Source organism: Streptomyces alanosinicus (assembly GCF_014650595.1).
Classification (GTDB): Bacteria; Actinomycetota; Actinomycetes; order Streptomycetales; family Streptomycetaceae; genus Streptomyces; species Streptomyces alanosinicus.
The window spans coordinates 130,217-151,980 of sequence record NZ_BMVG01000013.1 but is presented as its reverse complement, the minus strand read 5'-3'; the positions used below and the strand labels follow the sequence as shown (position 1 = coordinate 151,980).

The following is a 21,764-nucleotide window of genomic DNA, read 5'->3' as shown; positions in this document are numbered from 1 at the left end:
CCGCGCTCTCCTCGCCCGCTCTGTGGACTCTTCTGCCCGCTACGTCGGTTCTGTGTGCTCCGTCGCGCCCGCCGCCAGTCGGGCGCCGATGTCACGCAGGCCTGTGAGGTCGTGGACGTCGCCGGGGAGTGCGGGTACTTCGACCACCGCCACCTCGGGGTGGCGGGCGGTGAAACGGTCACATGTGCGCTGCTCGCGCGCGAGCAACTGCATGCGATCGGCGTGCAGTCTCAGCAGTCCCGCGGTGAGCCGGTCGACAGGGCGTTCCGCGTCGGCGGGGGAGCCTTCTTCGGAAGCGGGGGCGTCGCTTGCGGCCTCGGATGCGGGAGATCGCGAACTGCCGTATGGGTCGGGAGAGTTACGAAGTCCAGCTTTCCCGCCGCCCTGATCCACAATGCGGGGGTCCTCAAGATTTTCGGCGGCGGCGAGCGCCCGCTCGGCCGACAACCGGACCGCGTCGCTGCCATGGACCCGGTTCAGCACCAGACCCACCAGCGGCATCTTCTCCGCGGCCAGCCGCTCCACGAAGTACGCCGCCTCACGGAGGGCGTCCCGCTCCGGGGCCGCGACCACCAGGAACGCCGTACCGGGCGCCTGGAGCAGCTTGTACGTGGCGTCCGCGCGCGTACGGAAACCGCCGAAGGTGGTGTCCATCGCGGCCACGAACGTCTGGACGTCCTTGAGTAGCTGACCGCCGAGCAGTTTGCCCAGTGTGCCGGTCATCATCGACATGCCGACGTTGAGGAAGGCCATGCCCGCGCGGCCGCCCAGTTTGGCGGGGGCCGTCAGCAGGCGGATCAGCCGGCCGTCCAGGAAGGAACCGAGCCGCTTCGGCGCGTCCAGGAAGTCCAGCGCCGAGCGGGAGGGCGGGGTGTCGACCACGATCAGGTCCCACTCGTCCTTCGCCCGCAGCTGGCCCAGCTTCTCCATCGCCATGTACTCCTGCGTGCCCGCGAAGCCCGCCGAGAGTGACTGGTAGAAGGGGTTCGCCAGGATCGCGGCCGCCCGCTCGGGGTCCGCGTGCGCCTCGACGACCTCGTCGAAGGTGCGCTTCATGTCGAGCATCATGGCGTGCAGCTCTCCCTCCCGTCGGCCGCCACCGCCCTTGCCCGAGTCGCCGCGCGATGCCTCTCTTCGATCCTCGGTGCCCTTGACCCTCCGCGGGACGTTGTCGAGGGAGTCGATGCCCATCGACTGGGCCAGCCGCCGGGCCGGGTCGATGGTGAGGACCACCACTTTGCGGCCCCGCTCGGCCGCCCTGAGGCCGAGGGCCGCCGCGGTCGTCGTCTTCCCGACCCCGCCCGAGCCGCAGCACACCACGATCCGGGTCTTCGGGTCGTCCAGCAGCGGGTCGACGTCCAGCACGCGCGCGGGGGACAGCCGACGGCCCTGCTCGCGCGCCTCGGCGGATCCCCGTCCCGCGGCGGAACCTCGCCCCCCGGCGGAGCCCTGGCCCTCGGCTGTCCGCTGTGCCTCGGCCGGGTCCGGACTCATGACAACCCCTGCTTCCGCAGCTCGGTGGCGAGTTCGTACAGACCCGCCAGGTCCATGCCCTCGGTGAGCAGCGGGAGTTCGCCCAGCGGCAGGCCCAGCTCGCCCAGGACCGCGCGCTGCTCCTGCTCCAGCGCATACCGCTCGGCGTACTCCGCCGCCTGGCGCAGCAGCGGGTCCACCAGCTTCTCCGCGTTCCCGCCGCGCCGGGCGCCGCCCAGCCCCGCCGCCGACAACGCCTGTGCCACCGATGAACGTGTGACGGCCCCCACGAGTTCCAGGTCGGCCGCGTCCAGCACCTGTGGCCGGACCATGTTCACGATGACCCGGCCCACCGGGAGCCGCGCGGCGCGGAGTTCGGCGATGCCGTCGGCGGTCTCCTGGACCGGCATCTCCTCCAGCAGCGTCACCAGGTGCACCGCCGTCTCCGGCGACTTCAGCACCCGCATCACGGCCTGCGCCTGATTGTGTATCGGGCCGATCTTCGCGAGGCCCGCCACCTCGTCGTTCACATTCAGGAAGCGGGTGATGCGGCCGGTGGGCGGGGCGTCCATGACGACGTAGTCGTACGCGAAGTGCCCCTTCTTGTCCTTGCGGCGCACGGCCTCGCACGCCTTGCCGGTCAGCAGGACGTCCCTGATGCCGGGCGCGATGGTGGTGGCGAAGTCGATCGCGCCGAGCTTTTTCAGGGCGCGGCCCGCACCGCCGAGCTTGTAGAACATCTGGAGGTAGTCCAGAAGGGCCAGTTCGGGGTCTATGGCCAGGGCGTACACCTCGCCGCCCCCGGGAGCGACCGCGATCTTCCGTTCCTCGTACGGCAACGCCTCCGTCTCGAAGAGCTGCGCGATGCCCTGCCGGCCCTCGACCTCCACGAGAAGCGTCCGCTTCCCTTCGGTCGCGAGGGCCAGCGCCAATGCGGCGGCGACCGTCGTCTTTCCGGTCCCGCCCTTGCCGCTGACGACCTGGAGCCTGCTCACGCCTTCGAGACTAACCAGTCCGGGCGACGCGCACGCCCGGGGCTGTGGATAACGGTCGTCACACTCGGGCGGCCCGCCCGTGCACCGCCGGCCGCGGTCGGCCGCCTGCCCCACCGGTCGCAGCGGCTACAGTCGGCCCCATGACCAAGAAGTGGGAATACGCCACCGTGCCGCTGCTCGTCCATGCCACGAAGCAGATTCTGGACACCTGGGGCGAGGACGGCTGGGAGCTGGTCCAGGTCGTGCCCGGGCCCAACAACCCCGAGCAGCTGGTGGCCTACCTGAAGCGGGAGAAGCAGGCATGAGCGCGGTCGAGGCCAAGCTGGCCGAACTGGGCCTGACCCTGCCGGCGGTCGTACCGCCGCTGGCCGCGTACCAGCCGGCCGTCCGGTCGGGTGTGTACGTCTACACCGCCGGCCAGCTGCCCATGGTCGAGGGCAAGCTGCCGGTCACCGGCAAGGTGGGCGCCGAGGTCACGCCGGAGGAGGCCAAGGATCTGGCCCGGATCTGCGCGCTGAACGCGCTGGCCGCCGTGAAGTCCGTCACCGGCGACCTGGACCGCATCGCGCGCGTGGTGAAGGTCGTCGGCTTCGTCGCCTCCGCGTCCGACTTCACCGGGCAGCCCGGTGTCGTCAACGGCGCCAGCGAACTGCTCGGCGAGGTCCTCGGCGACAAGGGCGTGCACGCCCGCAGCGCCGTCGGCGTCGCGGTGCTGCCGCTGGACGCGCCGGTGGAGGTCGAGATCCAGGTGGAACTCGCCCAGTGACCCGCCAGTGACCCGCCAGGGACTCGCCCAGTGACCCGCCGGCGACTCGTGGGTGACCCCGCGGACCCCCGCTGACCTCGGGCACCTCTCGAACATTCGCCGTACACGGGATAGCCTCCGGCCATGGCGAACGGTCAGTGGTATCCACCCGAGTGGCCGGACCGCATCCGGGCGCACGCGGACGGCACCCTCACCCCGGTGTCCCCGAGACGCGCGGCCACGGTCCTGCTCCTGAAGGACACCGAGTCCGGTCCGGTCGTCCACATGCTGCGCAGACGCGCCTCCATGGCCTTCGCCGGAGGCGCGTACGCGTATCCGGGGGGCGGTGTCGATCCACGCGACGACGACCGTCTGGTGCGCTGGGCGGGCCCCGCGCGCGCGTGGTGGGCCGAGCGGCTCGGCGTCGACGAGCCGGGCGCCCAGGCGATCGTCTGCGCGGCCGTACGCGAGACGTACGAGGAGGCGGGTGTCCTGCTCGCCGGGCCCGACGCGGACTCGGTCGTCGGCGACACCACGGGCGACGACTGGGAGGCTGACCGCGTCGCGCTGGTCGCGCGCGAGCTGTCCTTCGCCGAGTTCCTCGACCGGCGCGGCCTGGTGCTGCGCTCGGACCTGCTGGGCGCCTGGACCCGCTGGATCACCCCGGAGTTCGAGGCCCGCCGCTACGACACCTGGTTCTTCGTGGCCGTCCTGCCCACGGGGCAGCGCACCCGCAACGCCTCCACGGAGGCGGACCGCACGGTGTGGATCCGCCCCGCCGAGGCCGCCGCCGGCTACGACAAGGGCGAGCTGCTGATGATGCCGCCCACCATCGCCACCCTGCGCCAGCTGATGCCGTACGACCGTGCCGCCGAGGCGCTCACGGTCGCCTCCGCGCGCGACATGACCCCCGTGATGGCCCGTGCCCGCCTCGTGGACGGCGAGATCGTCCTGTCCTGGCCGGGGCACGAGGAGTTCACCAAGCACATCCCGACGGCCGAGACGAACAGCGGTGGAGGCCCCGCATGACCGACGCAAGCGCCCTGCCGGGCCAGCCCCGCGGCCAGGTGCTCTCCGGCCCCGCCACCGAACGGGCCGTCAACGTCCTCGCGCCCAACGCCTCCGCGATGACCCTGGACGGCACCAACACCTGGATCGTCGCCGAGCCCGACTCCGAACTGGCCGTGGTGATCGACCCGGGCCCGCTGGACGACACCCATCTGAGCGCTGTCGTGGACATGGCCGAGAAGGCAGGCAAGCGCATAGCCCTGACCCTGCTCACCCACGGCCATCCCGACCACGCCGAGGGCGCCGCCCGCTTCGCGGAACTGACCGGCACACGCGTGCGTGCCCTCGATCCGGCGCTGCGCCTCGGTGACGAGGGGCTGGCCGCAGGGGACGTGATCACCGTCGGCGGCCTGGAGCTGAGGGTCGTACCGACCCCCGGGCACACCGCGGACTCGCTGTGCTTCCATCTCCCGGCCGACCGGGCCGTGCTGACCGGCGACACCATCCTGGGGCGCGGTACGACGGTCGTGGCGCACCCGGACGGCCGGCTGGGCGACTATCTGGACTCGCTGCGCCGGCTGCGCTCCCTGACGGTCGACGACGGCGTGCACACGGTCCTGCCGGGGCACGGGCCGGTCCTGGAGGACGCCCAGGGCGCCGTCGAGTTCTACCTCGCCCACCGCGCCCACCGGCTCGCCCAGGTGGAGACCGCGGTCGAGGACGGCCGTCGCACCGCGGGCGAGGTCGTGGCCCACGTCTACGCCGACGTGGACCGCTCCCTGTGGCCGGCGGCGGAACTGTCCGTACGGGCCCAGCTGGACTATCTCAGCGAGCACGGCCTGATCCAGCCGATGTGAGCTCCGCCGCCCCTCCGTGGTCCGCGCGTTCACGCGTCCACGCGTCCGCGCCGGTCAGCGTCCTCTGTCGAGCGGGCGCAGCACATCGGCGCGGTCCAGTTTGTCTGGGTTGCGCATGCCGTAGAGGCCGGTGACCCGTCCGTCCCGGATCTCGAACGCCGCCAGCCAGGCCAGCGCGTCGCCGGTGAGGAACCGGACCGCGGGCATGCCGTTGTAGCGGGCGGGCTCGATCCGGGCCGTCGTCGCGCTGGTGCGGTACACACCGAGGACGAATCGGGCGACCTCGTCGCACCCGACGACCGGGCGGCGGGCGGCGGTGACCTTCCCGCCGCCGTCGGCGATCGCCACCACATCGGGCGCGAGCAGATCCATCAGCGCCTGTACGTCGCCGTCCGCCGCCGACCGCAGGAACCGCTCGACGATCTCCCCGGTGGCGGCGGAATCGGGTTCGAAGCGGCGCCTGCGCGCGTGTACGTGCCCACGCGCGCGGTGCGCGATCTGCCGGACGGTGACCTCGGTCCTGCCGACCGCGGAGGCGATCTCGCCGTGGGTGTAGCCGAACACGTCGTGCAGGACGAACACGGCGCGCTCGGTCGGGTTCAGCGTCTCCAGGACCAGCATCATGGCCATCGACACCGACTCGGCGAGGATCACGTCGTCGCCGACCTCGGGCGCGGTGCGGATCGGTTCGGGCAGCCAGGTGCCGATGTACTCCTCGCGCCGTGACCTGGCCGCGCGCAGATGGTTGAGCGCCTGCCGGGTCACCGTGCGGACCAGGTACGCGCGCGGGTGCCCGACCGTGGCCGGATCGACCTCCCGCCAGCGCAGATAGCTCTCCTGCAGCACGTCCTCGGCATCGGCGGCGCTGCCCAGCATCTCGTAGGCGATGGTGAACAGCAGCGGGCGGTGCTCGGTGAAGGCGTCCTCGGCCATGAGCGGGTCCGGCTCCTCTCCTCCTGGTCTACGGTGCCGACGGTGCCGGGCATGTGCCGTTCGCGGCCGGCAGCTTCCCCGTGAGCAGATAGCGGCTGCCGGCGCGGTCCATGCAGGCGTTCCCGTCGAACAGGTACTGGCCGTGGTTGCCGCCGCCCGAGACGAGGAGGCGGGAGCCGGAGAGCGCCTTCTGCATGCGCTGCGCGCCCACGACCGGGGTCGCCGGGTCGTCCTTGGCCTGGAGCAGCAGGATCGGCGGCACCTTCACCGAGCCGATCTTCACGGGCTTGGCCGTCGGGGCCTTCCAGTACGCGCAGGGCGCGCTGAACCAGGTGTTCTGCCAGGCGAACAGCGGGGCCTTGGGGGCGGCGGCGGCCGTGTCCCGGTGCCAGGTCGCCCAGTCGCGCGGCCAGGCGTCGTCCACGCAGTTGTAGGCGAGTCGGGCCGGATCCACGTCACCGAGGGCCAGCTGGTCGGTCGCGCCGAGCAGTGTGCTCGCGTCCCCGCGCCGGTAGTCCGAGACGGCCTGGGCCGGATCGCTCCAGAACAGATCGGTGTACATGGCGGAGGCCAGCAGGTCGTCCAGCTCGGCGCTGCCCGCGCGGCCGCCGGCGGGGTGGGCGGCCAGTTTCGCGCGGACGGCGTCCCACGTGGCCGCCACCTTCGCCTGAGTGGTGCCCAGGTGATAGGTCGCGTCCTTCTTGGCCGCCCACGCGAAGAACTGCCCGGCCCGGTGCTGCAGCGCCGGATTCTGCTCGTACTGCGAGCCATAGGTGGTGACCGTGGGATCGACGACGCTGTCCAGGATCATGCGGCCGGTGCGCGCGGGAAACAGCGTCGCGTACGTCGCGCCGAGCCGCGTCCCGTACGAGTAGCCGAGGTAGTCCAGCTTGTCGCGGTGGAGCGCGGTACGGATCCGGTCCATGTCGCGGGCCGCGTTCGCGGTGGTGATGTACGGCAGCAGGTCCTTGGCGTGTGCGGAGCACTGCTCGGCGATCTTGCGGGCGACCGTGCTCCGCGCCTGCTCCTGGGCCGCGTTCGCGGGCGTGTACGGCGCGGCCGGATGCTTGATCAGCTTGCTCGTGTCCCCGCAGGAGACGGGGGTGCCGGCACCGACACCGCGCGGGTCGAAGCTGACCACGTTGTACGCCGAGGCGACGTTCTCGGGCATCGAGCTCCACACCAACTTGGGCGCGCCGATGCCCGGTTCGCCAGGCCCCCCGGGGTTGACCACGAGGGTGTGCGGGGCGTTCAGAGCGCCGACCATCGACAGGGTGAGCTTGATCTGCCGGCCGTTCGGCCTGGCGTAGTCGAGGGGCACTTCCAGGGTGGCGCAGTAGGTGCCGCGCGGCGCTTCGGAGCCCGCGGGGCAGGTGGACCAGTGCAGCGCCGCGGGGCCGGTGACCGTGGCGGCGGGCGCCGCATGGGCCGCCTGAGGACCGGCGAGGGCCACGAGCCCGAGGGCGGCGGCGACGGCCGCGCCACGCCGGGCGAGGGGAGAGGGGCGTCTGGTCAACGTCTGCTGCCTTCCGGTCAATTCGCTGCTGCCGGAGGCAAGATGAGACGGAGGCCGGGAGGGTTGCCCGATCGCGGCGGTGCGTTCCGGCCGACTTCGGAAGGAGTTGTCCGGTGCGGGTGCGGGTGCGGGTGCGGGTGCGGGTGCGGGTGCGGGTGCGGGTGCCGGTGGACGGCGTCTGGGCACTGTGGCTGTGGCGCGCGACGCACGCGCGCGTGGCCGTAGCCCGCCGCACATGGCTGCGGCGGGCGACTGATGCCTCAGCGGACGTCAGTGGGCCTCAGCGGCCTCAGCGGACGTCAGCGGCCTCAGCGTGACCTCTTGGCCAGCCTCTCCACGTCCAGCAGGATCACGGCTCGCGCCTCCAGGCGGAGCCACCCGCGCTGGGCGAAGTCCGCCAGTGCCTTGTTCACGGTCTCGCGCGAGGCGCCGACCAGCTGGGCCAGCTCCTCCTGCGTGAGGTCGTGGACGACGTGGATGCCTTCCTCGGACTGCACGCCGAAGCGGCGCGAGAGATCCAGCAGGGCGCGCGCCACACGGCCGGGCACGTCGGAGAAGACCAGGTCGGACATGGCGTCGTTGGTCTTGCGCAGCCGGCGGGCGACGGCGCGCAGCAGCGCGGTGGCCACCTCGGGGCGCGCGTTCAGCCAGGGCTGGAGGTCGCCGTGGCCGAGGCCCAGCAGCTTGACCTCGGTCAGCGCGGTCGCGGTCGCCGTACGCGGGCCCGGGTCGAACAGCGACAGTTCGCCGATCAGCTCGCCGGGGCCGACCACGGCCAGCATGTTCTCGCGGCCGTCGGGTGAGGTGCGGTGCAGCTTCACCTTGCCCTCGGTGACGACGTAGAGCCGGTCCCCGGGGTCGCCCTCGTGGAACAGGGAGTCGCCACGCGCGAGAGTCACCTCACTCATGGAGGCGCGAAGCTCCGCGGACTGCTCGTCGTCGAGAGCCGCGAAGAGCGGGTTGCGCCGCAGAACGTCGTCCACGAGTTCTCTCCTTGTCGACCTGCTCAGGGGATCTTGCTCCCCCGGTGTGCCAGGGGACCGTGTTCCCCATTTTGCCGGACGGTCCAAACAGTGTGATCTGTCACAAGGATGCCGCACAGGTGTCCCGAGGTAAGCGTCAGGGGTCCAATCGGGGGCCGATCTTCGGGGTCCGGAGCGGATGTCGGTGCCGGGCTTTAGGCTGGCCGGGTGTCCAAAACGCCGGTGAGAGCACAGGCCAAGGGGGCTTAGCGGGTGGTTGTACGTCGCGATTCCGCCGTGGGCGAACAGAGCTCCGGCGATGGTAAGAAAACCGGAAAACCGGTAAAAAAGGTCGCTCGGGCCAAGAAGGCCGCGCCGGCGAAGAAGGCAGCGGAGGTGGCACCGTCCGCAGCCGAGGCCGCCACCAAAACCGCCACTAAGGCTGCCACCAAAGCCGCCGCCAAGGCCGTCGCGAAGGCTCCGGCTCAGGAGTCCCGCACGGCCCTGGTCCGCCGCGCCCGGCGCATCAACCGCGAGCTGGCCGAGGTGTATCCGTACGCCCACCCGGAGCTGGACTTCGAGAACCCGTTCCAGCTGGTCGTCGCCACCGTGCTGTCGGCCCAGACCACCGACCTGCGGGTCAACCAGACGACCCCCGCGCTCTTCGGCAAGTACCCGACCCCCGAGGACCTGGCCGCTGCCAATCCGGAGGAGGTCGAGGACATCCTGCGCCCCTGCGGGTTCTTCCGGGCCAAGACCAAGTCGGTCATAGGGCTCTCCAAGGCGCTGGCCGAGGACTTCGGCGGCGAGGTGCCCGGCAGGCTCGAAGACCTGGTCAAGCTGCCCGGCGTCGGCCGCAAGACCGCCTTCGTGGTGCTCGGCAACGCCTTCGGACGGCCCGGCATCACCGTCGACACGCACTTCCAGCGGCTGGTGCGGCGCTGGCGGTGGACGGACCAGACCGACCCGGACAAGATCGAGGCGGCCGTCGGCGCGCTGTTCCCGAAGAGCGAGTGGACCGACCTGTCCCACCATGTGATCTGGCACGGCCGGCGGATCTGCCACGCCCGCAAGCCCGCCTGCGGCGCCTGCCCGATCGCCCCGCTCTGCCCGGCCTACGGCGAGGGCGAGACCGACCCCGAGAAGGCCAGGAAGCTCCTGAAGTACGAGAAGGGCGGCTTCCCCGGCCAGCGGCTCAAGCCCCCGCAGGCCTACCTCGACGCGGGCGGCAAGCCGGCCCCGCCCCTGGGGGCCGCGTGACGGAACGATCTCGGGGCCCTCGGGCGTTGGACAGACAGAGCGAGGGGGGCGGCGATGGCGAGGGCCAGTGAGACGCGGGGCGGCGCGGTGACACTCAGCAAGGAGGGCCTGCCGGCCTGGCTGGCACCCGTGGTGCGGGCCGCCGAGACGATCGAGCCGCTCCAGCTGAGCCGCTTCCTGCCGCCGGAGAACGGCTCGGGGCGGCAGTCGGCCGTGCTGATCCTGTTCGGCGAGGGCGAGCGCGGCCCGGAGCTGCTGCTGATGGAGCGCGCGGGCTCCCTGCGCTCGCACGCCGGGCAGCCGTCCTTCCCGGGCGGCGCGCTCGACCCCGAGGACGGCGACCCGCACACCGACGGACCGCTCAGAGCCGCGCTGCGCGAGGCCGAGGAGGAGACCGGCCTCGACCCGTCCGGCGTCCAGCTCTTCGGTGTGCTGCCCGCGCTGTACATCCCGGTCAGCCGTTTCGTCGTCACCCCCGTGCTCGGCTGGTGGCGCGCACCCAGCCCGGTCGACGTCGTCGATCCGAACGAGACGGCGCGGGTGTTCACGGTCCCCGTGGCGGATCTCACGGACCCCGCCAACCGCGCCACCGCCGTCCACCCCAGGGGATACCAAGGCCCGGCATTCCTGGTCGAATCGGCCCTGGTGTGGGGTTTCACGGCCGGAGTGATCGACCGCCTGCTCCATTTCGCGGGCTGGGAGCGCCCCTGGGACAGGGAGAAGCAGGTCCCGCTCGACTGGCGGTCATGACAGGGTGTCCACCGTGCTGTTTTTCCCGGGGGACGCCCTGTCCTCGTGCCACCGCGTGGCGGGCCGGACCCCAGTCCGGGCTTGCGGGGACTGGAGTGAGTAGGCGAGGCCTCAAGCAGTGAACGTGCTGGACATCCTGTTGCTGGTCGCGGCCGTGTGGTTCGCCGTCGTCGGCTACCGCCAGGGCTTCGTCGTGGGCATCCTGTCGGTGATCGGATTCCTGGGCGGCGGCCTCGTCGCCGTGTACGCGCTGCCGGTGATCTGGGACGCCGTGACCGACAACGCCGACGTCGGCACCACCGCGGCCGTGGTCGCCGTGGTCGTCGTCATCGTCTGCGCCTCCGTCGGCCAGGCCCTGACCACCCACCTCGGCAACAAACTGCGCCGGTACATCACCTGGTCCCCGGCCCGCGCCCTGGACGCCACCGGCGGCGCCCTCGTCAACGTCGTGGCGATGCTGCTGGTGGCCTGGCTGATCGGGTCCGCCCTCGCCGGCACCACCCTGCCCACGCTCGGCAAGGAGGTCCGCGGCTCCAAGGTGCTCCTCGGTGTCTCCAGGGCGCTGCCCGCGCAGGCCGACACCTGGTTCGCGGACTTCTCCTCCGTCCTCGCGCAGAACGGCTTCCCGCAGGTCTTCAGCCCGTTCGCCAACGAGCCGATCAAGGACGTCCAGCCGCCCGACCCGGCCCTCGCGAACAGCTCGGTCGCCGTGCGGGCCCAGCGGTCCATCGTGAAGGTGACCGGTACGGCCCAGAGCTGCGGCAAGGTCCTTGAGGGCAGCGGCTTCGTCTTCGCCGACCGCCGGGTCATGACCAACGCGCATGTCGTCGGCGGCGTCGATGCGCCCACCGTGCAGATAGGCGGTGAGGGCCGCAAGTACGACGCCAAGGTCGTCCTGTACGACTGGAAGCGCGACATCGCCGTGCTCGACGTACCCGATCTGAGGGCGCACGTCCTCAGCTTCTCCACCCGGGACGCGGCCGGCGGGGACGGCGCGATCGTCGCCGGCTTCCCGGAGAACGGCTCGTACGACGTGCGGGCCGCCCGGGTGCGCGGGCGCATCACGGCCAACGGCCCGGACATCTACCACCGGGGCACCGTCCGCCGCGATGTGTACTCGCTGTACACGACCGTGCGGCAGGGCAACTCCGGCGGCCCGCTGCTCACCCCCGACGGCCGCGTGTACGGCGTGGTGTTCGCCAAGTCCCTCGACGACGCCGACACCGGTTACGCCCTCACGTCGGACGAGATCCGGTCCGACATCACACAGGGCCGTACGGCGAACGAGCAGGTGGGTACGGACAGCTGCGCCCTGTGACCTGCGGGAGGGTGCGCCCCTCCCGCGGCGCGGGGTTCAGCCGCGCGGGTGACGCAGCCGTACCGAGACCCAGCGGGCCCGGCGGCGCAGGATGCGCGGGATCCCCACGCGGAGGTCACTTTCCGCGAGTTGCGCGTTGCCTCGCCGAGACGTACTCAGACCGGAGTCCGAGCGGCGATTGCGGGGTGCGTCACTGTAGTCGTGCGTCCAGCCCATACCCCGACGTGTGCCCCTGCCCGAAGGTCGATAACCGCCTGAGCGCCGCCCAATTGGCCTATGCGGCGGGCATGTGGCCGTTCGGGGGACAAGTGTTCACGATCCGGATACTCCACGCATCCGAACCTGACCGTACGGTCACCGGTCCGGCTCGGGATCCTTCAGCCAGTTGACCAGTTCCGTGGAGAACGCCGTCGGGTCCTCCTCGTGCGGGAAGTGACCGAGTCCGTCGAACAGGCGCCAGCGGTACGGCGCTTCGACGTACTCGCCCGAACCGGCGGCGCTGCGGGTGCGGGTCACCGGGTCGAGCGAGCCGTGCAGATGCAGCGTCGGCACCCGTACCGGCCGCTTCATCCGGCGGTTGAACTGGAAGCCGTCCGGCCGGGCCAGCGAGCGCACCAGCCAGCGGTACGGCTCGATCGCACAGTGCGCCGTCGACGGGATGCACATGGCCCGCTGATAGGTCTCCACAGCCGCGTCCTCCGGCGGCTGCGGCCCGGACCACTCCCGGATCAGCCGGCCCACCATCGCCCCGCCGTCCGCCGTGAGTTGACGCTCCGGAAGCCACGGGCGCTGGAAGCCCCAGATGTAGGAGCTGGCGGCCGTCTGCCGGGCGTCGCGCAGCATCGCCGCGCGCCAGCGCCGCGGATGCGGCATCGACACCACGGCGAGGCGCCGGACGAGCTTGGGCCGCATCGTCGCCGCCGTCCACGCCAGATAGCCGCCCAGGTCGTGGCCGACCAGCGCCGCGTCCGGCTCGCCGAGCGAGCGGATGACACCGGTGACATCGAGAGCGAGGTTGGCGGGGTCGTACCCGCGGGGCGTGCGGTCGCTGCCGCCGACGCCCCGCAGGTCCATCGCCACCGCCCGGTAGCCCGCGTCCGCGAGCGCGACCAGCTGATGCCGCCAGGTCCACCAGAACTGCGGGAAGCCGTGCAGGAGCAGCACCAGCGGGCCGTCGCCGAGTTCGGCGATGTGGAAGCGCGCGCCGTTGGCGGCGACGTCCCGGTGAATCACCTTTTTCCCGTGGGGAACGTCGATCCGAACGGCGGACGGTGCGGGGTCGGTCATGATGACGAGCGTGCCACAGCTTCGATGGCGGCGGGGGCGTGATCCCCGGGCAGCTCGGCGCGCGGGTGCGGCTTGGCGTTCTGCAGGACGCCCGCCGTCTCCTTCATGGACGCGGCCACCTTCTGCGGGCCCTGGCCCTTCTTGGCCTTCTTGGCGAAGGCCATGCCGATGATCCCGAGGAGGACGGCGAGGAGCACGTTGGCCGCGAAGGACAGCACGAAGCAGATCGCCAGGTTCCAGTGGCTCCAGGTCCGGATGCCGTAGGCGAGGGCGAAGTTGAGCATCGGAAGTGAGAAGACGAGCAGCACCACGGCCGCGATGAACGAGCCGCCGCTGAGCGCGCCCCGCTTCACGTCCTGCTTCAGCTGGGCCTTGGCCAGGGCGATCTCGTCGTGCACCAGTGCCGACATCTCGGTCGTCGCCGAGGCGAACAGCTGGCCGATGCTGCGTTCGGCGCCGACCGGGCTGCCGTCGGGTGCGCTCATCGCTTTCTCCCTCAGAGGTTTCTTGTGCCACAGGTGTGCCGTCTCGCGCCGGCCGCCCGCCGTGGGCGACGGCGGTACTGCTCGTGTGGCCGTCTTGACTTGTACCGTCTCGTCAGATCATGCCGGACGGCCGTGCTCCTCGCCTGCCCCGCCCGGTACTTCCGCAAGCCCGTGGCGCGCCGCGGCCGCCCGCTCGGCGGCGATCCGCCGGTGTTCGGCGGCCTTGCGCTCATGGATCTCGGCCATGCGCAGGTGGTAGGCGGGGTCGTCCATCTCGTAGATGTCCGGGATGCCGTCGCGGTCCTCGTCGCGGTCCTCTTCCTCGCACAGCCTGCGGTATCTGGCGTTGCGTATTTTCAGCAGCACCGTCGCACACACCGCCGCCATCAGTGATCCGGTCAGCACGGCCGCCTTGACCTCGTCGGTGAGGACGGCGTCGCCGGCGAAGGCGAGTTCGCCGATGAGCAGCGAGACGGTGAAGCCGATGCCGGCGAGGGAGGCCACCGCGAAGACGTCGGCCCAGGCGAGGTCCTCGCTGAGGGAGGCACGGGTGAAGCGGGCGGTGAGCCAGGTACCGCCGAATATGCCGAGCGTCTTGCCGATGACGAGCCCCAGCACCACACCGAGCGTCTCCGGCCTGGTGAACACGTCCCCGAGTGCGCCGCCGGAGACCTTCACCCCGGCGCTGAACAGCGCGAACAGCGGTACGGCGAGCCCGGCGGACAGGGGCCGCACCAGATGCTCGATGTGCTCGCCCGGCGAGTGCTGCTCGCCCTCGCGGGTGGTGCAGCGCAGCATCAGGCCCATCGCCACGCCGGCGATGGTGGCGTGCACGCCGCTGTTGTACATCAGCGCCCAGATGAGCAGGGCCAGCGGTACGTACACGTACCAGCCGCGCACGCCCTTGCGCAGCAGCAGCCAGAAGACCGCCAGCGCGGCGACGGCACCGCCGAGGGCGGCGAAGTTCAGCCGGTCGGTGAAGAAGACCGCGATGATCAGGATCGCGAACAGGTCGTCGACGACCGCGAGGGTGAGCAGGAAGGCGCGCAGCGAGCTGGGCAGCGAGGTGCCGATGACCGCGAGGACGGCGAGTGCGAAGGCGATGTCGGTGGCGGTGGGCACCGCCCAGCCCTGTGTCGAGCCGTGCCCGGTGAGGTTGGTGAGGGTGTAGACGAGTGCCGGTACGGCCATGCCGCACAGGGCGGCCACCACGGGCAGCGCGGCCGCCCTGGGGTCACGCAGGTCTCCGGCGACCAGCTCGCGCTTCAGCTCGATGCCGGCGACGAAGAAGAACACCGCCAGCAGTCCGTCGGCGGCCCAGTGGGCGAGCGAGAGGTTCAGGCCGAGCGCGGCCGGGCCCATGTGGAAGTCGGCGACGGACTCGTAGCTGTGGCGGAGGGCGGGGATGTTCGCCCATATCAGCGCCGTCACGGCGGCGAGGAGGAGCAGGACGCCGCCGACGGTCTCCGTGCGCAGCGCGTCCGCCACGAAGGCCCGCTCGGGCAGGGACAGACGTCCGAGGAGCTTGCGGGGGGTGCGGGGCGCGGTCACGGGACGACCTCCGGTGGGTAGGCAGGGCGGCTCATATGCCGACCAGACTTCCCGGCGCACCCTTGTCACGTCCTTGACGCTTTACTTAGCTTACCTAAGGTTGACGGATGCCTCAAAGGCGAATGGCTCAAAAGGGTGCGGTCAGGGACCGGTGATCTTCACCGTAGACGCAAAAGGGGCACCCGGCCTGTCGGTCGGGCGCCCCCTCCGGACGAGGCAGGTCAGTCCTCGCTGGGCGCCGCCGGCAGCTTGGTCTGGATGAGGTCCATGACCGTGGAGTCCGTCAGCGTGGTGACGTCACCGAGCTGGCGGTTCTCGGCCACGTCGCGCAGCAGACGGCGCATGATCTTGCCGGAGCGGGTCTTGGGCAGCTCGGCCACCGGCAGGATCCGCTTGGGCTTGGCGATCGGGCCGAGCGTGGCGCCCACGTGGTCGCGCAGCTCGCCGACGAGCCCCTCGCTCTCCGCGGCCGTACCGCGCAGGATCACGAACGCGACGATCGCCTGGCCGGTGGTCTCGTCGGCGGCGCCGACGACGGCCGCCTCGGCGACCGAGGAGTGGGAGACGAGCGCCGACTCCACCTCGGTGGTGGAGATGTTGTGCCCGGACACCAGCATCACGTCGTCCACCCGGCCCAGCAGCCAGATGTCGCCGTCGTCGTCCTTCTTCGCCCCGTCACCGGCGAAGTACTTGCCCTCGAAACGGGACCAGTAGGTGTCGATGTACCGCTGGTCGTCGCCCCAGATGGTGCGCAGCATCGACGGCCACGGCTCGGTCAGCACCAGATAGCCACCGCCGCCGTCGGGCACCTCCTGCGCCTCGTCGTCGACGACCGTCGCGCTGATGCCGGGCAGCGGGCGCTGCGCGGAACCGGGCTTGGCCTCGGTGACGCCGGGCAGCGGCGAGATCATCATCGCGCCGGTCTCCGTCTGCCACCAGGTGTCCACGACGGGCGTCCTGTCGGCGCCGATGTGCTTGCGGTACCAGACCCAGGCCTCGGGGTTGATCGGCTCGCCGACGGATCCCAGGACCCGCAGGCTGCCGAGGTCGAACTTGGCGGGGATCTCGTCGCCCCACTTCATGAACGTCCGGATCGCCGTCGGCGCGGTGTAGAGGATCGTGACGCCGTACTTCTGCACGATCTCCCAGAACCGGCCCTGGTGCGGGGTGTCCGGCGTGCCCTCGTACATGACCTGCGTCGCGCCGTTGGCCAGCGGGCCGTACACGATGTACGAGTGCCCGGTGACCCAGCCGACGTCGGCCGTGCACCAGTACACGTCCGTCTCCGGCTTGAGGTCGAACACCGCCCAGTGCGTGTACGCCGCCTGGGTGAGGTAGCCGCCCGAGGTGTGCAGGATGCCCTTCGGCTTACCGGTCGTACCCGAGGTGTAGAGGATGAACAGCGGGTGCTCGGCCTCGAACGCCTCCGGGGTGTGCTCGGCCGGCTGGCGCTCGACCAGGTCGTGCCACCAGACGTCCCGCTCGCCGTGCCAGGCCACGTCCTGGCCGGTACGGCGCACCACCAGCACATGCTCGACGTTGTCGACCCTGGCGATCGCCTCGTCCACGGCCGGCTTCAGCGCGGAGGGCTTGCCCCGGCGGTAGCCGCCGTCGGAGGTGATGACGACCTTGGCGTCCGCGTCCTTGATACGGGTCGCGAGCGCGTCCGCCGAGAAGCCGCCGAAGACCACCGAGTGGGCGGCGCCGATACGGGCCGAGGCCAGCATCGCGATCGCGGTCTCCGGGATCATCGGCATATAGATGGCGACCCGGTCGCCCTTGCCAACGCCCAGCTCCAGCAGGGCGTTGGCCGCCCTGGAGACCTCGTCCTTCAGCTCCGCGTAGGTGATCGAGCGGCTGTCGCCCGGCTCACCCTCGAAGTGGATGGCGACCCGGTCGCCGAGACCGGCCTCCACATGACGGTCCACGCAGTTGTACGCGACGTTCAGTTCGCCGTCCTTGAACCACTTCGCGAACGGCGGGTTCGACCAGTCCAGCGTCTCCGTCGGCTCCTTTGCCCAGGCCAGGCGGCGGGCCTGCTCGGCCCAGAAGCCGAGCCTGTCAGCCTTGGCCTGTTCATACGCCTCCGCGGTGACATTGGCGTGCGCGGCCAGGTCGGCGGGCGGCGCGAACCTGCGTTCTTCCTTGAGCAGGTTGGCCAGGCTCTCGTTGCTCACGACATCTCCCTTTCCCGGGGTGTCCGTTGTGTCCTGAGCCACACCTCATCAGACGAGGGGCGCCGATGACAAGAGTCCACGGCGAAATTGGTTTAGACCTGTCTGCGGGGTGGTTGTTCACACCGGACTGTGCAGCTCCTCCGCCGCGCCCCCGTCCTCTCTCACGTCCTCGAACAGCGTCCCGGTCCGACCGAGCAGATACGCCTGCGCCTCGCCCACGTGGAAGTACATTCCGTGCAGCTCCAGCGCCTCCGCCGCCAGCGCCCGCGCGACCGGGGCGTGCGCCCGCAGATGCTCCAACTGCTGGACCACGTTGGCCAGGCACAGTTCCTCCACCGCGTCGGCGGGTGCCCGTCCGGCCAGCCGGGGCCGGGTGCGCCGGTCGTCGGCCAGCCGCGCCAGACTGGGCAGACCGTGCCCGAGCCACCGGCCGAGTGGAGTCGCCGCACCCGGGGTCCCGGCGGTCAGCAGCGCCTGCATCGCCCCGCATCCGGAGTGCCCGCACACCGTGATGGACCGCACCCCCAGCACCTTCACGGCGTACTCGACGGCGGCCGCCACCGAGTCGTCGCCGTGCTCCTCGCCCGGTGGCGGCACCAGATTGCCGACATTGCGGACGACGAACAGGTCGCCGGGGCCGCTGGCGGTGATCATCGAGGTGACGAGCCGGGAGTCGGCGCAGGTGAGGAAGAGCTGCGCGGGCCGCTGTCCCTCCCGCGCGAGCCGCGCCAGCTCCGCCCGCACCAGCGGGGCGGTGTCACGCTGGAACACCCCGATCCCATGGGCGAGTTCCCGCCCCGCCGCCTCTTCGGCCTCTTGGCCCGCCGCGGCGAGGGCGGCCGGGAAGCAGGACCGGTGATCACGCCAGGGCGTCCAGGGACGGCGGCGGCACCGGGCGTTCTCTGACACGCTCCCGTCTCCTCCCGGGTGGCCCGGTCGTGGACTGGGCGAGATGGATCAACGTCGGTCAATGAATCGTAATGACACGTAAAGACAATGCATAACTTTTCGGTGCAAAAGGCTTAATGGATCGCTCACAGGGGTGAACTAATCATTTGATCGGCTTGTCGTACTAATTCCTTCTCGCTCTCGTGCGACCTTGGCGACGCTGTCGGTGTAATCCCGGCACATCGCCAGAAAACAGTCCTCGTCGGCGTTTGCCTGAGAGAAGGAAGAAGGTGGGCGGACCATGACCGCCACCCAGAGGATCGCCATCGGTGTCGTGATCGGCGCGGCCTGCGCCTCCTCGCTCGCCGGTTGCGCGAGCGGCTCCCACGGTTCGAAGGAAGGGGTGTCCGGTCCGCAGAAGGGGGCTCCGGTCCCCCGCAGTGTGCTCCGGCTGATCGGTGACGGATCCACCGCGTTCACCGGGGCGCAGCCGTATCTGCCCAGACCCGAGCGGCTCAAGCCCGGCCAGAAGCCGCCGCAGTTCGTGGTCTTCTCCTGGGACGGCGCGGGCGAGGACAGCCAGAAGCTGTTCTCGCACTTCCGTCAGGTCTCCAAGGACAACCACGCGACCATGACGTACTTCCTCAGCGGCGTGTACATGCTGCCGGAGGACAAGCGCGCGGAGTACAAGCCGCCACAGCACTCACCGGGCAGTTCCGACATCGGCTTCAACGACGAGAAGGGGATCTCCGACACCGTCAAGCAGGCGCGGCTGGCCTGGTTGGAGGGCAACGAGATCGGCACGCACTTCAACGGCCACTTCTGCGGGCCCAACGGCGGGGTCGGCACCTGGTCGGTGGACGAGTGGAAGAGCGAGATCGCCCAGGCCAAGCGGTTTGTGAAGACCTGGAAGACCAACACAGGCATGAAGAAGTCGGCTCCCCTTCCCTTCGATTACGACAAGGAGCTGATCGGCGCCCGCACCCCCTGCCTGGAGGGCCAGCAGAACTTCATGAAGGCGGCCCGCCAGTTGGGCTTCCGCTATGACTCCAGCGGAGTCAACGAACAGGTCTGGCCCAAGAGGAAGGAGGGGCTGTGGGACCTGTCGATGCAGCTGGTGCCCTTCCCCGGGCACACCTATGAGCAGTTGACCATGGACTACAACTTCATGGTCAACCAGTCCGGCACCCAGACCCAGGGCGACCCGGACAAGTTCGACTACTGGGGCGACCAGATGCGCGACGGCCTCGTCAAGGGCTTCTACCGGGCTTACGACGGCAACCGCGCGCCGCTGATCATCGGCAACCACTTCGAGTCCTGGAACGGCGGCACCTATATGCGCGCCGTCGAGGACACGGTGAAGGAGGTGTGCAACAAGCCGGACGTGCGGTGCGTGTCCTTCCATCAGCTGGCCGACTGGCTGGACGCCCAGGACCCGAAGGTCCTGGAGAAGCTGCGCACCCTGGAGGTGGGCCAGGCTCCCCGGCAGGGCTGGGCGTCCTTCCTGTCCGGCCACCCGGCCCCCGCCCCGAAGGGCGTGCCCGGGGCGCCTGCGGTCAAGCAGTAGACCTCACCCGGGAGTTGTCACGCCGGAGTGGTCACGCCCGCGCCGATGTCCTCGCTGAGCACGAAGCCGGGGTCGACCTGCGCCGCCAGATCGGCCCCGGTGCGCTCGTTGCCCCACGCCTCGGCGTTCTTCAGGTGGAAGTGCACCATCTGGCGGGTGTAGCGCTCCCAGTCCCGCTGTTCGTACATGGCGTCGGCGGTGGCCCGAAGAGTCTGCAGGGCACGGGCGTTGGCCTCCTCCAGGAGGTCGAACCGGGGCGGCCGGCCCTTCTCCATGGCACGCACCCAGTCCGAGCGCCCGACCGTCACCAGCAGGTCGTCCCCGGCTTCCGCGCGCAGGAAGTCGATGTCGTCCTGGTCCTGGATCTTGTTGCCGACGACCTTCAGAGCGATGCCGAAGTCGCGGGCGTACTCCTTGTACTGGCGATAGACGGAGACCCCCTTCCGGGTCGGCTCGGCGACGAGGAACGTCATGTCGAAGCGGGTGAACATGCCGGAGGCGAAGGAGTCCGAACCCGCGGTCATGTCGACCACGACGTACTCGTCGGGGCCGTCGACGAGGTGGTTCAGGAACAGCTCCACCGCTCCCGTCTTGGAGTGGTAGCAGGCGACCCCCAGGTCGGCGTCCGTGAAGGGGCCGGTGACCATCAAACGGACGGCGCCGCCGTCGAGTTCCACCGGACGCGCACAGGCGTCGTAGACCGGGTTGGGCTCCCTCACCCCGACCAGCCGCGAGCCCTCGCCCGGTGGGGTCGTCTTGATCATCGTGGCGGTGGAGTGGATGCGCGGGTTGGTGCCGCGCAGATGGTCCTTGATCAGGGACAGCCGTTCGCCCATGGCGGGCAGTGCGGCCGCCTCCGCCTCGTCGAGGCCGAGCGCGGGACCGAGGTGCTGGTTGATGTCCGCGTCGATGGCGACCACCGGGGCGCCGGCGGCCGCGAGGTGGCGGATGAAGAGGGACGAGAGCGTGGTCTTGCCGCTGCCGCCCTTCCCGACGAAAGCAATTTTCATGTTCACCAAGAGTAGTCAGCTGATAGCTGTATGTGTCAGGAAGAGTGAAGAAGACCACTCCTTCGAGGGGTCGGCCGATGAGGTGCGTAGGGTCGTACTCATGAGTACGACAGGCGCGAACGCCGACCCGCTCGCGGCCCTGGGCTCGTTGCCCGGTGTGGCCGACTCCGTGGAGTCCGTGCGCAAGGCCGTGGACCGGGTCTACGGGCACCGGATCATGCGGCGCCGCGGCACCGAGATCACCGGCGAGGCTGCCCTGCGCGGCGCCCGCGGCTCCGCCGCGCTGTCCGGGGCCGACTGGGCCCTGGAGGAGGTGCGGCGGCGCACCGACTTCAGCGGCGATGCCGAGGCGCGCGTGATGGGCGCCGCCCTGCGCCTGTCGGCGGAGGCGGGCCAGCTGCTGTCCATCTGGCGTCAGTCGCCCCTGCGGGTGCTGGCCCGGCTGCATCTGGTGGCCGCGGCGGGCCACGGTGCCGAGGTCGGCAGGCCGCGCCAGGCCGGCGAAGCGGTGGACGAGCCGCTCGTCGAGCTGCCGCTGCCGGGCGCCCAGGAGGTCTCCGGCCGGCTGGAGGGGCTGGCGAACCTGATCATCGCCGGGACGTCCGCGCCCGCGTTGGTGACGGCCGCCGTGGTGCACGGCGAACTGCTCGCGCTGCGGCCCTTCGTGTCCCACAACGGCCTGGTCGCGCGTGCGGCCGAGCGGATCGTGCTGATCGGCAGCGGCCTGGACCCGAAGTCGGTCTGCCCGGCCGAGGTCGGCCACGCCGAACTGGGCCGCGCCTCCTATCTGGCGGCGCTGGACGGCTATGTCTCCGGCACCCCCGAGGGCATGGCCGCCTGGATCGCCCACTGCGGCAGGGCGGTCGAGCTGGGCGCGCGTGAGTCGACGGCCGTGTGCGAGGCGCTGCAGCGCGGCGCTGCCTGAGGGGGTGTCGCGGCCGGAGGAGCCCGGACATGAGTTGCGGCGGTACGAGTGCTCGTA

The 21,764-nt window shown here is 70.8% G+C and carries 20 protein-coding genes and 1 pseudogene; 9 read left to right on the top strand and 12 right to left on the bottom strand.

The genetic code is table 11. The annotated features are described in order from the left end of the window. Positions 1 to 39: 39 nt before the first annotated feature. Together bagB and bagA are read right to left on the bottom strand one after the other, a co-directional pair. Positions 40 to 1,494: an ATPase BagB gene (bagB, locus tag IE277_RS25505; RefSeq protein ID WP_189956022.1), complete on the bottom strand. Its 1,455-nt coding sequence runs from the start codon at positions 1,492 to 1,494 to the stop codon at positions 40 to 42. Beyond that, positions 1,491 to 2,468, bottom strand: a complete 978-nt coding sequence (gene bagA, locus IE277_RS25500) for an ATPase BagA (RefSeq protein ID WP_189956021.1) — start codon at positions 2,466 to 2,468, stop codon at positions 1,491 to 1,493. The genes bagB and bagA overlap by 4 nt, the downstream gene beginning before the upstream one ends. Before the next feature lie 140 nt (positions 2,469 to 2,608). On the opposite strand from bagA, the gene sp36 reads away from it, so the two are divergent. From sp36 to IE277_RS25480, 4 genes are all read left to right on the top strand, one after another. Continuing rightward, complete coding sequence (sp36, locus tag IE277_RS25495; protein WP_136744038.1) at positions 2,609 to 2,773, top strand: Sp36 family protein; 165 nt, start codon at positions 2,609 to 2,611, stop codon at positions 2,771 to 2,773. Further along, the gene (locus tag IE277_RS25490; RefSeq protein ID WP_189956020.1) at positions 2,770 to 3,234 is read left to right on the top strand and encodes a RidA family protein; all 465 of its coding nucleotides are present in this window, start codon (positions 2,770 to 2,772) and stop codon (positions 3,232 to 3,234) included. Before sp36 ends, IE277_RS25490 begins: the two co-directional genes overlap by 4 nt. Before the next feature lie 123 nt (positions 3,235 to 3,357). Beyond that, complete coding sequence (locus IE277_RS25485; protein WP_189956019.1) at positions 3,358 to 4,242, top strand: NUDIX hydrolase; 885 nt, start codon at positions 3,358 to 3,360, stop codon at positions 4,240 to 4,242. Further along, on the top strand, positions 4,239 to 5,078 hold the full coding sequence (locus IE277_RS25480; RefSeq protein ID WP_189956018.1) for an MBL fold metallo-hydrolase: 840 nt from the start codon (positions 4,239 to 4,241) through the stop codon (positions 5,076 to 5,078). The genes IE277_RS25485 and IE277_RS25480 overlap by 4 nt, the downstream gene beginning before the upstream one ends. Before the next feature lie 54 nt (positions 5,079 to 5,132). Here the strand turns inward: IE277_RS25480 and IE277_RS25475 are convergent, their stop codons facing one another. The 3 genes from IE277_RS25475 to IE277_RS25465 form a co-directional block, all read right to left on the bottom strand. Beyond that, positions 5,133 to 6,011, bottom strand: coding sequence for an RNA polymerase sigma-70 factor (locus IE277_RS25475; RefSeq protein WP_189956017.1), 879 nt, complete (start codon positions 6,009 to 6,011; stop codon positions 5,133 to 5,135). A gap of 28 nt (positions 6,012 to 6,039) precedes the next feature. Further along, entirely contained in the window at positions 6,040 to 7,527 is a 1,488-nt protein-coding gene (locus IE277_RS25470; protein WP_189956016.1) for an alpha/beta hydrolase, read from the bottom strand. A gap of 308 nt (positions 7,528 to 7,835) precedes the next feature. Next, the gene (locus IE277_RS25465) at positions 7,836 to 8,510 is read right to left on the bottom strand and encodes a Crp/Fnr family transcriptional regulator (protein WP_018547939.1); all 675 of its coding nucleotides are present in this window, start codon (positions 8,508 to 8,510) and stop codon (positions 7,836 to 7,838) included. 276 nt (positions 8,511 to 8,786) lie between these two features. Here IE277_RS25465 and nth point away from each other — a divergent pair, with 276 nt between their 5' ends. From nth to IE277_RS25450, 3 genes are all read left to right on the top strand, one after another. Beyond that, positions 8,787 to 9,749: an endonuclease III gene (gene nth, locus IE277_RS25460; protein ID WP_189956015.1), complete on the top strand. Its 963-nt coding sequence runs from the start codon at positions 8,787 to 8,789 to the stop codon at positions 9,747 to 9,749. 54 nt (positions 9,750 to 9,803) lie between these two features. Beyond that, a complete protein-coding gene (locus IE277_RS25455) occupies positions 9,804 to 10,499 on the top strand; it encodes an NUDIX hydrolase (RefSeq protein ID WP_189956014.1) in 696 nt (231 codons plus the stop codon). 118 nt (positions 10,500 to 10,617) lie between these two features. Beyond that, a complete protein-coding gene (locus IE277_RS25450; protein WP_189956013.1) occupies positions 10,618 to 11,817 on the top strand; it encodes a MarP family serine protease in 1,200 nt (399 codons plus the stop codon). 36 nt (positions 11,818 to 11,853) lie between these two features. Here IE277_RS25450 and IE277_RS47425 read toward each other — a convergent pair whose 3' ends face one another. The 6 genes and pseudogenes from IE277_RS47425 to IE277_RS25425 all read right to left on the bottom strand — a co-directional run. Next, entirely contained in the window at positions 11,854 to 12,033 is a 180-nt protein-coding gene (locus IE277_RS47425) for a hypothetical protein (RefSeq protein ID WP_229881952.1), read from the bottom strand. A gap of 138 nt (positions 12,034 to 12,171) precedes the next feature. Further along, entirely contained in the window at positions 12,172 to 13,104 is a 933-nt protein-coding gene (locus tag IE277_RS25445) for an alpha/beta fold hydrolase (RefSeq protein ID WP_189956012.1), read from the bottom strand. After that, positions 13,101 to 13,589, bottom strand: coding sequence for a phage holin family protein (locus tag IE277_RS25440; RefSeq protein ID WP_189956011.1), 489 nt, complete (start codon positions 13,587 to 13,589; stop codon positions 13,101 to 13,103). The genes IE277_RS25445 and IE277_RS25440 overlap by 4 nt, the downstream gene beginning before the upstream one ends. Positions 13,590 to 13,706: 117 nt before the next feature. Beyond that, on the bottom strand, positions 13,707 to 15,140 hold the full coding sequence (gene nhaA, locus IE277_RS25435; protein ID WP_189956010.1) for a Na+/H+ antiporter NhaA: 1,434 nt from the start codon (positions 15,138 to 15,140) through the stop codon (positions 13,707 to 13,709). Positions 15,141 to 15,361: 221 nt separating this feature from the next. Continuing rightward, entirely contained in the window at positions 15,362 to 17,317 is a 1,956-nt protein-coding gene (gene acs, locus IE277_RS25430; RefSeq protein WP_189956009.1) for an acetate--CoA ligase, read from the bottom strand. A 117-nt stretch (positions 17,318 to 17,434) separates the two neighbouring features. Continuing rightward, a pseudogene (locus IE277_RS25425) lies at positions 17,435 to 18,226 on the bottom strand (carbonic anhydrase); the annotation flags it as partial. 280 nt (positions 18,227 to 18,506) lie between these two features. On the opposite strand from IE277_RS25425, the gene IE277_RS25420 reads away from it, so the two are divergent. After that, positions 18,507 to 19,772, top strand: coding sequence for a polysaccharide deacetylase family protein (locus tag IE277_RS25420; RefSeq protein ID WP_189956008.1), 1,266 nt, complete (start codon positions 18,507 to 18,509; stop codon positions 19,770 to 19,772). A 17-nt stretch (positions 19,773 to 19,789) separates the two neighbouring features. Here the strand turns inward: IE277_RS25420 and IE277_RS25415 are convergent, their stop codons facing one another. Next, positions 19,790 to 20,782: an ATP-binding protein gene (locus IE277_RS25415; protein WP_189956007.1), complete on the bottom strand. Its 993-nt coding sequence runs from the start codon at positions 20,780 to 20,782 to the stop codon at positions 19,790 to 19,792. A gap of 100 nt (positions 20,783 to 20,882) precedes the next feature. Here IE277_RS25415 and IE277_RS25410 point away from each other — a divergent pair, with 100 nt between their 5' ends. Further along, the gene (locus tag IE277_RS25410; protein ID WP_189956006.1) at positions 20,883 to 21,707 is read left to right on the top strand and encodes a Fic family protein; all 825 of its coding nucleotides are present in this window, start codon (positions 20,883 to 20,885) and stop codon (positions 21,705 to 21,707) included. Positions 21,708 to 21,764 lie beyond the last annotated feature (57 nt).

Coding starts and splice junctions, on each gene's coding strand:
- bagB (WP_189956022.1), bottom strand. CDS start 1,494: ATGAGTCCGGACCCGGCCGAGGCACAGCGGACAGCCGAGGGCCAGGGC.
- sp36 (WP_136744038.1), top strand. CDS start 2,609: ATGACCAAGAAGTGGGAATACGCCACCGTGCCGCTGCTCGTCCATGCC.
- IE277_RS25490 (WP_189956020.1), top strand. CDS start 2,770: ATGAGCGCGGTCGAGGCCAAGCTGGCCGAACTGGGCCTGACCCTGCCG.
- IE277_RS25485 (WP_189956019.1), top strand. CDS start 3,358: ATGGCGAACGGTCAGTGGTATCCACCCGAGTGGCCGGACCGCATCCGG.
- IE277_RS25480 (WP_189956018.1), top strand. CDS start 4,239: ATGACCGACGCAAGCGCCCTGCCGGGCCAGCCCCGCGGCCAGGTGCTC.
- IE277_RS25475 (WP_189956017.1), bottom strand. CDS start 6,011: ATGGCCGAGGACGCCTTCACCGAGCACCGCCCGCTGCTGTTCACCATC.
- IE277_RS25455 (WP_189956014.1), top strand. CDS start 9,804: ATGGCGAGGGCCAGTGAGACGCGGGGCGGCGCGGTGACACTCAGCAAG.
- IE277_RS47425 (WP_229881952.1), bottom strand. CDS start 12,033: ATGGGCTGGACGCACGACTACAGTGACGCACCCCGCAATCGCCGCTCG.
- IE277_RS25445 (WP_189956012.1), bottom strand. CDS start 13,104: ATGACCGACCCCGCACCGTCCGCCGTTCGGATCGACGTTCCCCACGGG.
- IE277_RS25440 (WP_189956011.1), bottom strand. CDS start 13,589: ATGAGCGCACCCGACGGCAGCCCGGTCGGCGCCGAACGCAGCATCGGC.
- IE277_RS25420 (WP_189956008.1), top strand. CDS start 18,507: ATGACCGCCACCCAGAGGATCGCCATCGGTGTCGTGATCGGCGCGGCC.
- IE277_RS25415 (WP_189956007.1), bottom strand. CDS start 20,782: ATGAAAATTGCTTTCGTCGGGAAGGGCGGCAGCGGCAAGACCACGCTC.
- IE277_RS25410 (WP_189956006.1), top strand. CDS start 20,883: ATGAGTACGACAGGCGCGAACGCCGACCCGCTCGCGGCCCTGGGCTCG.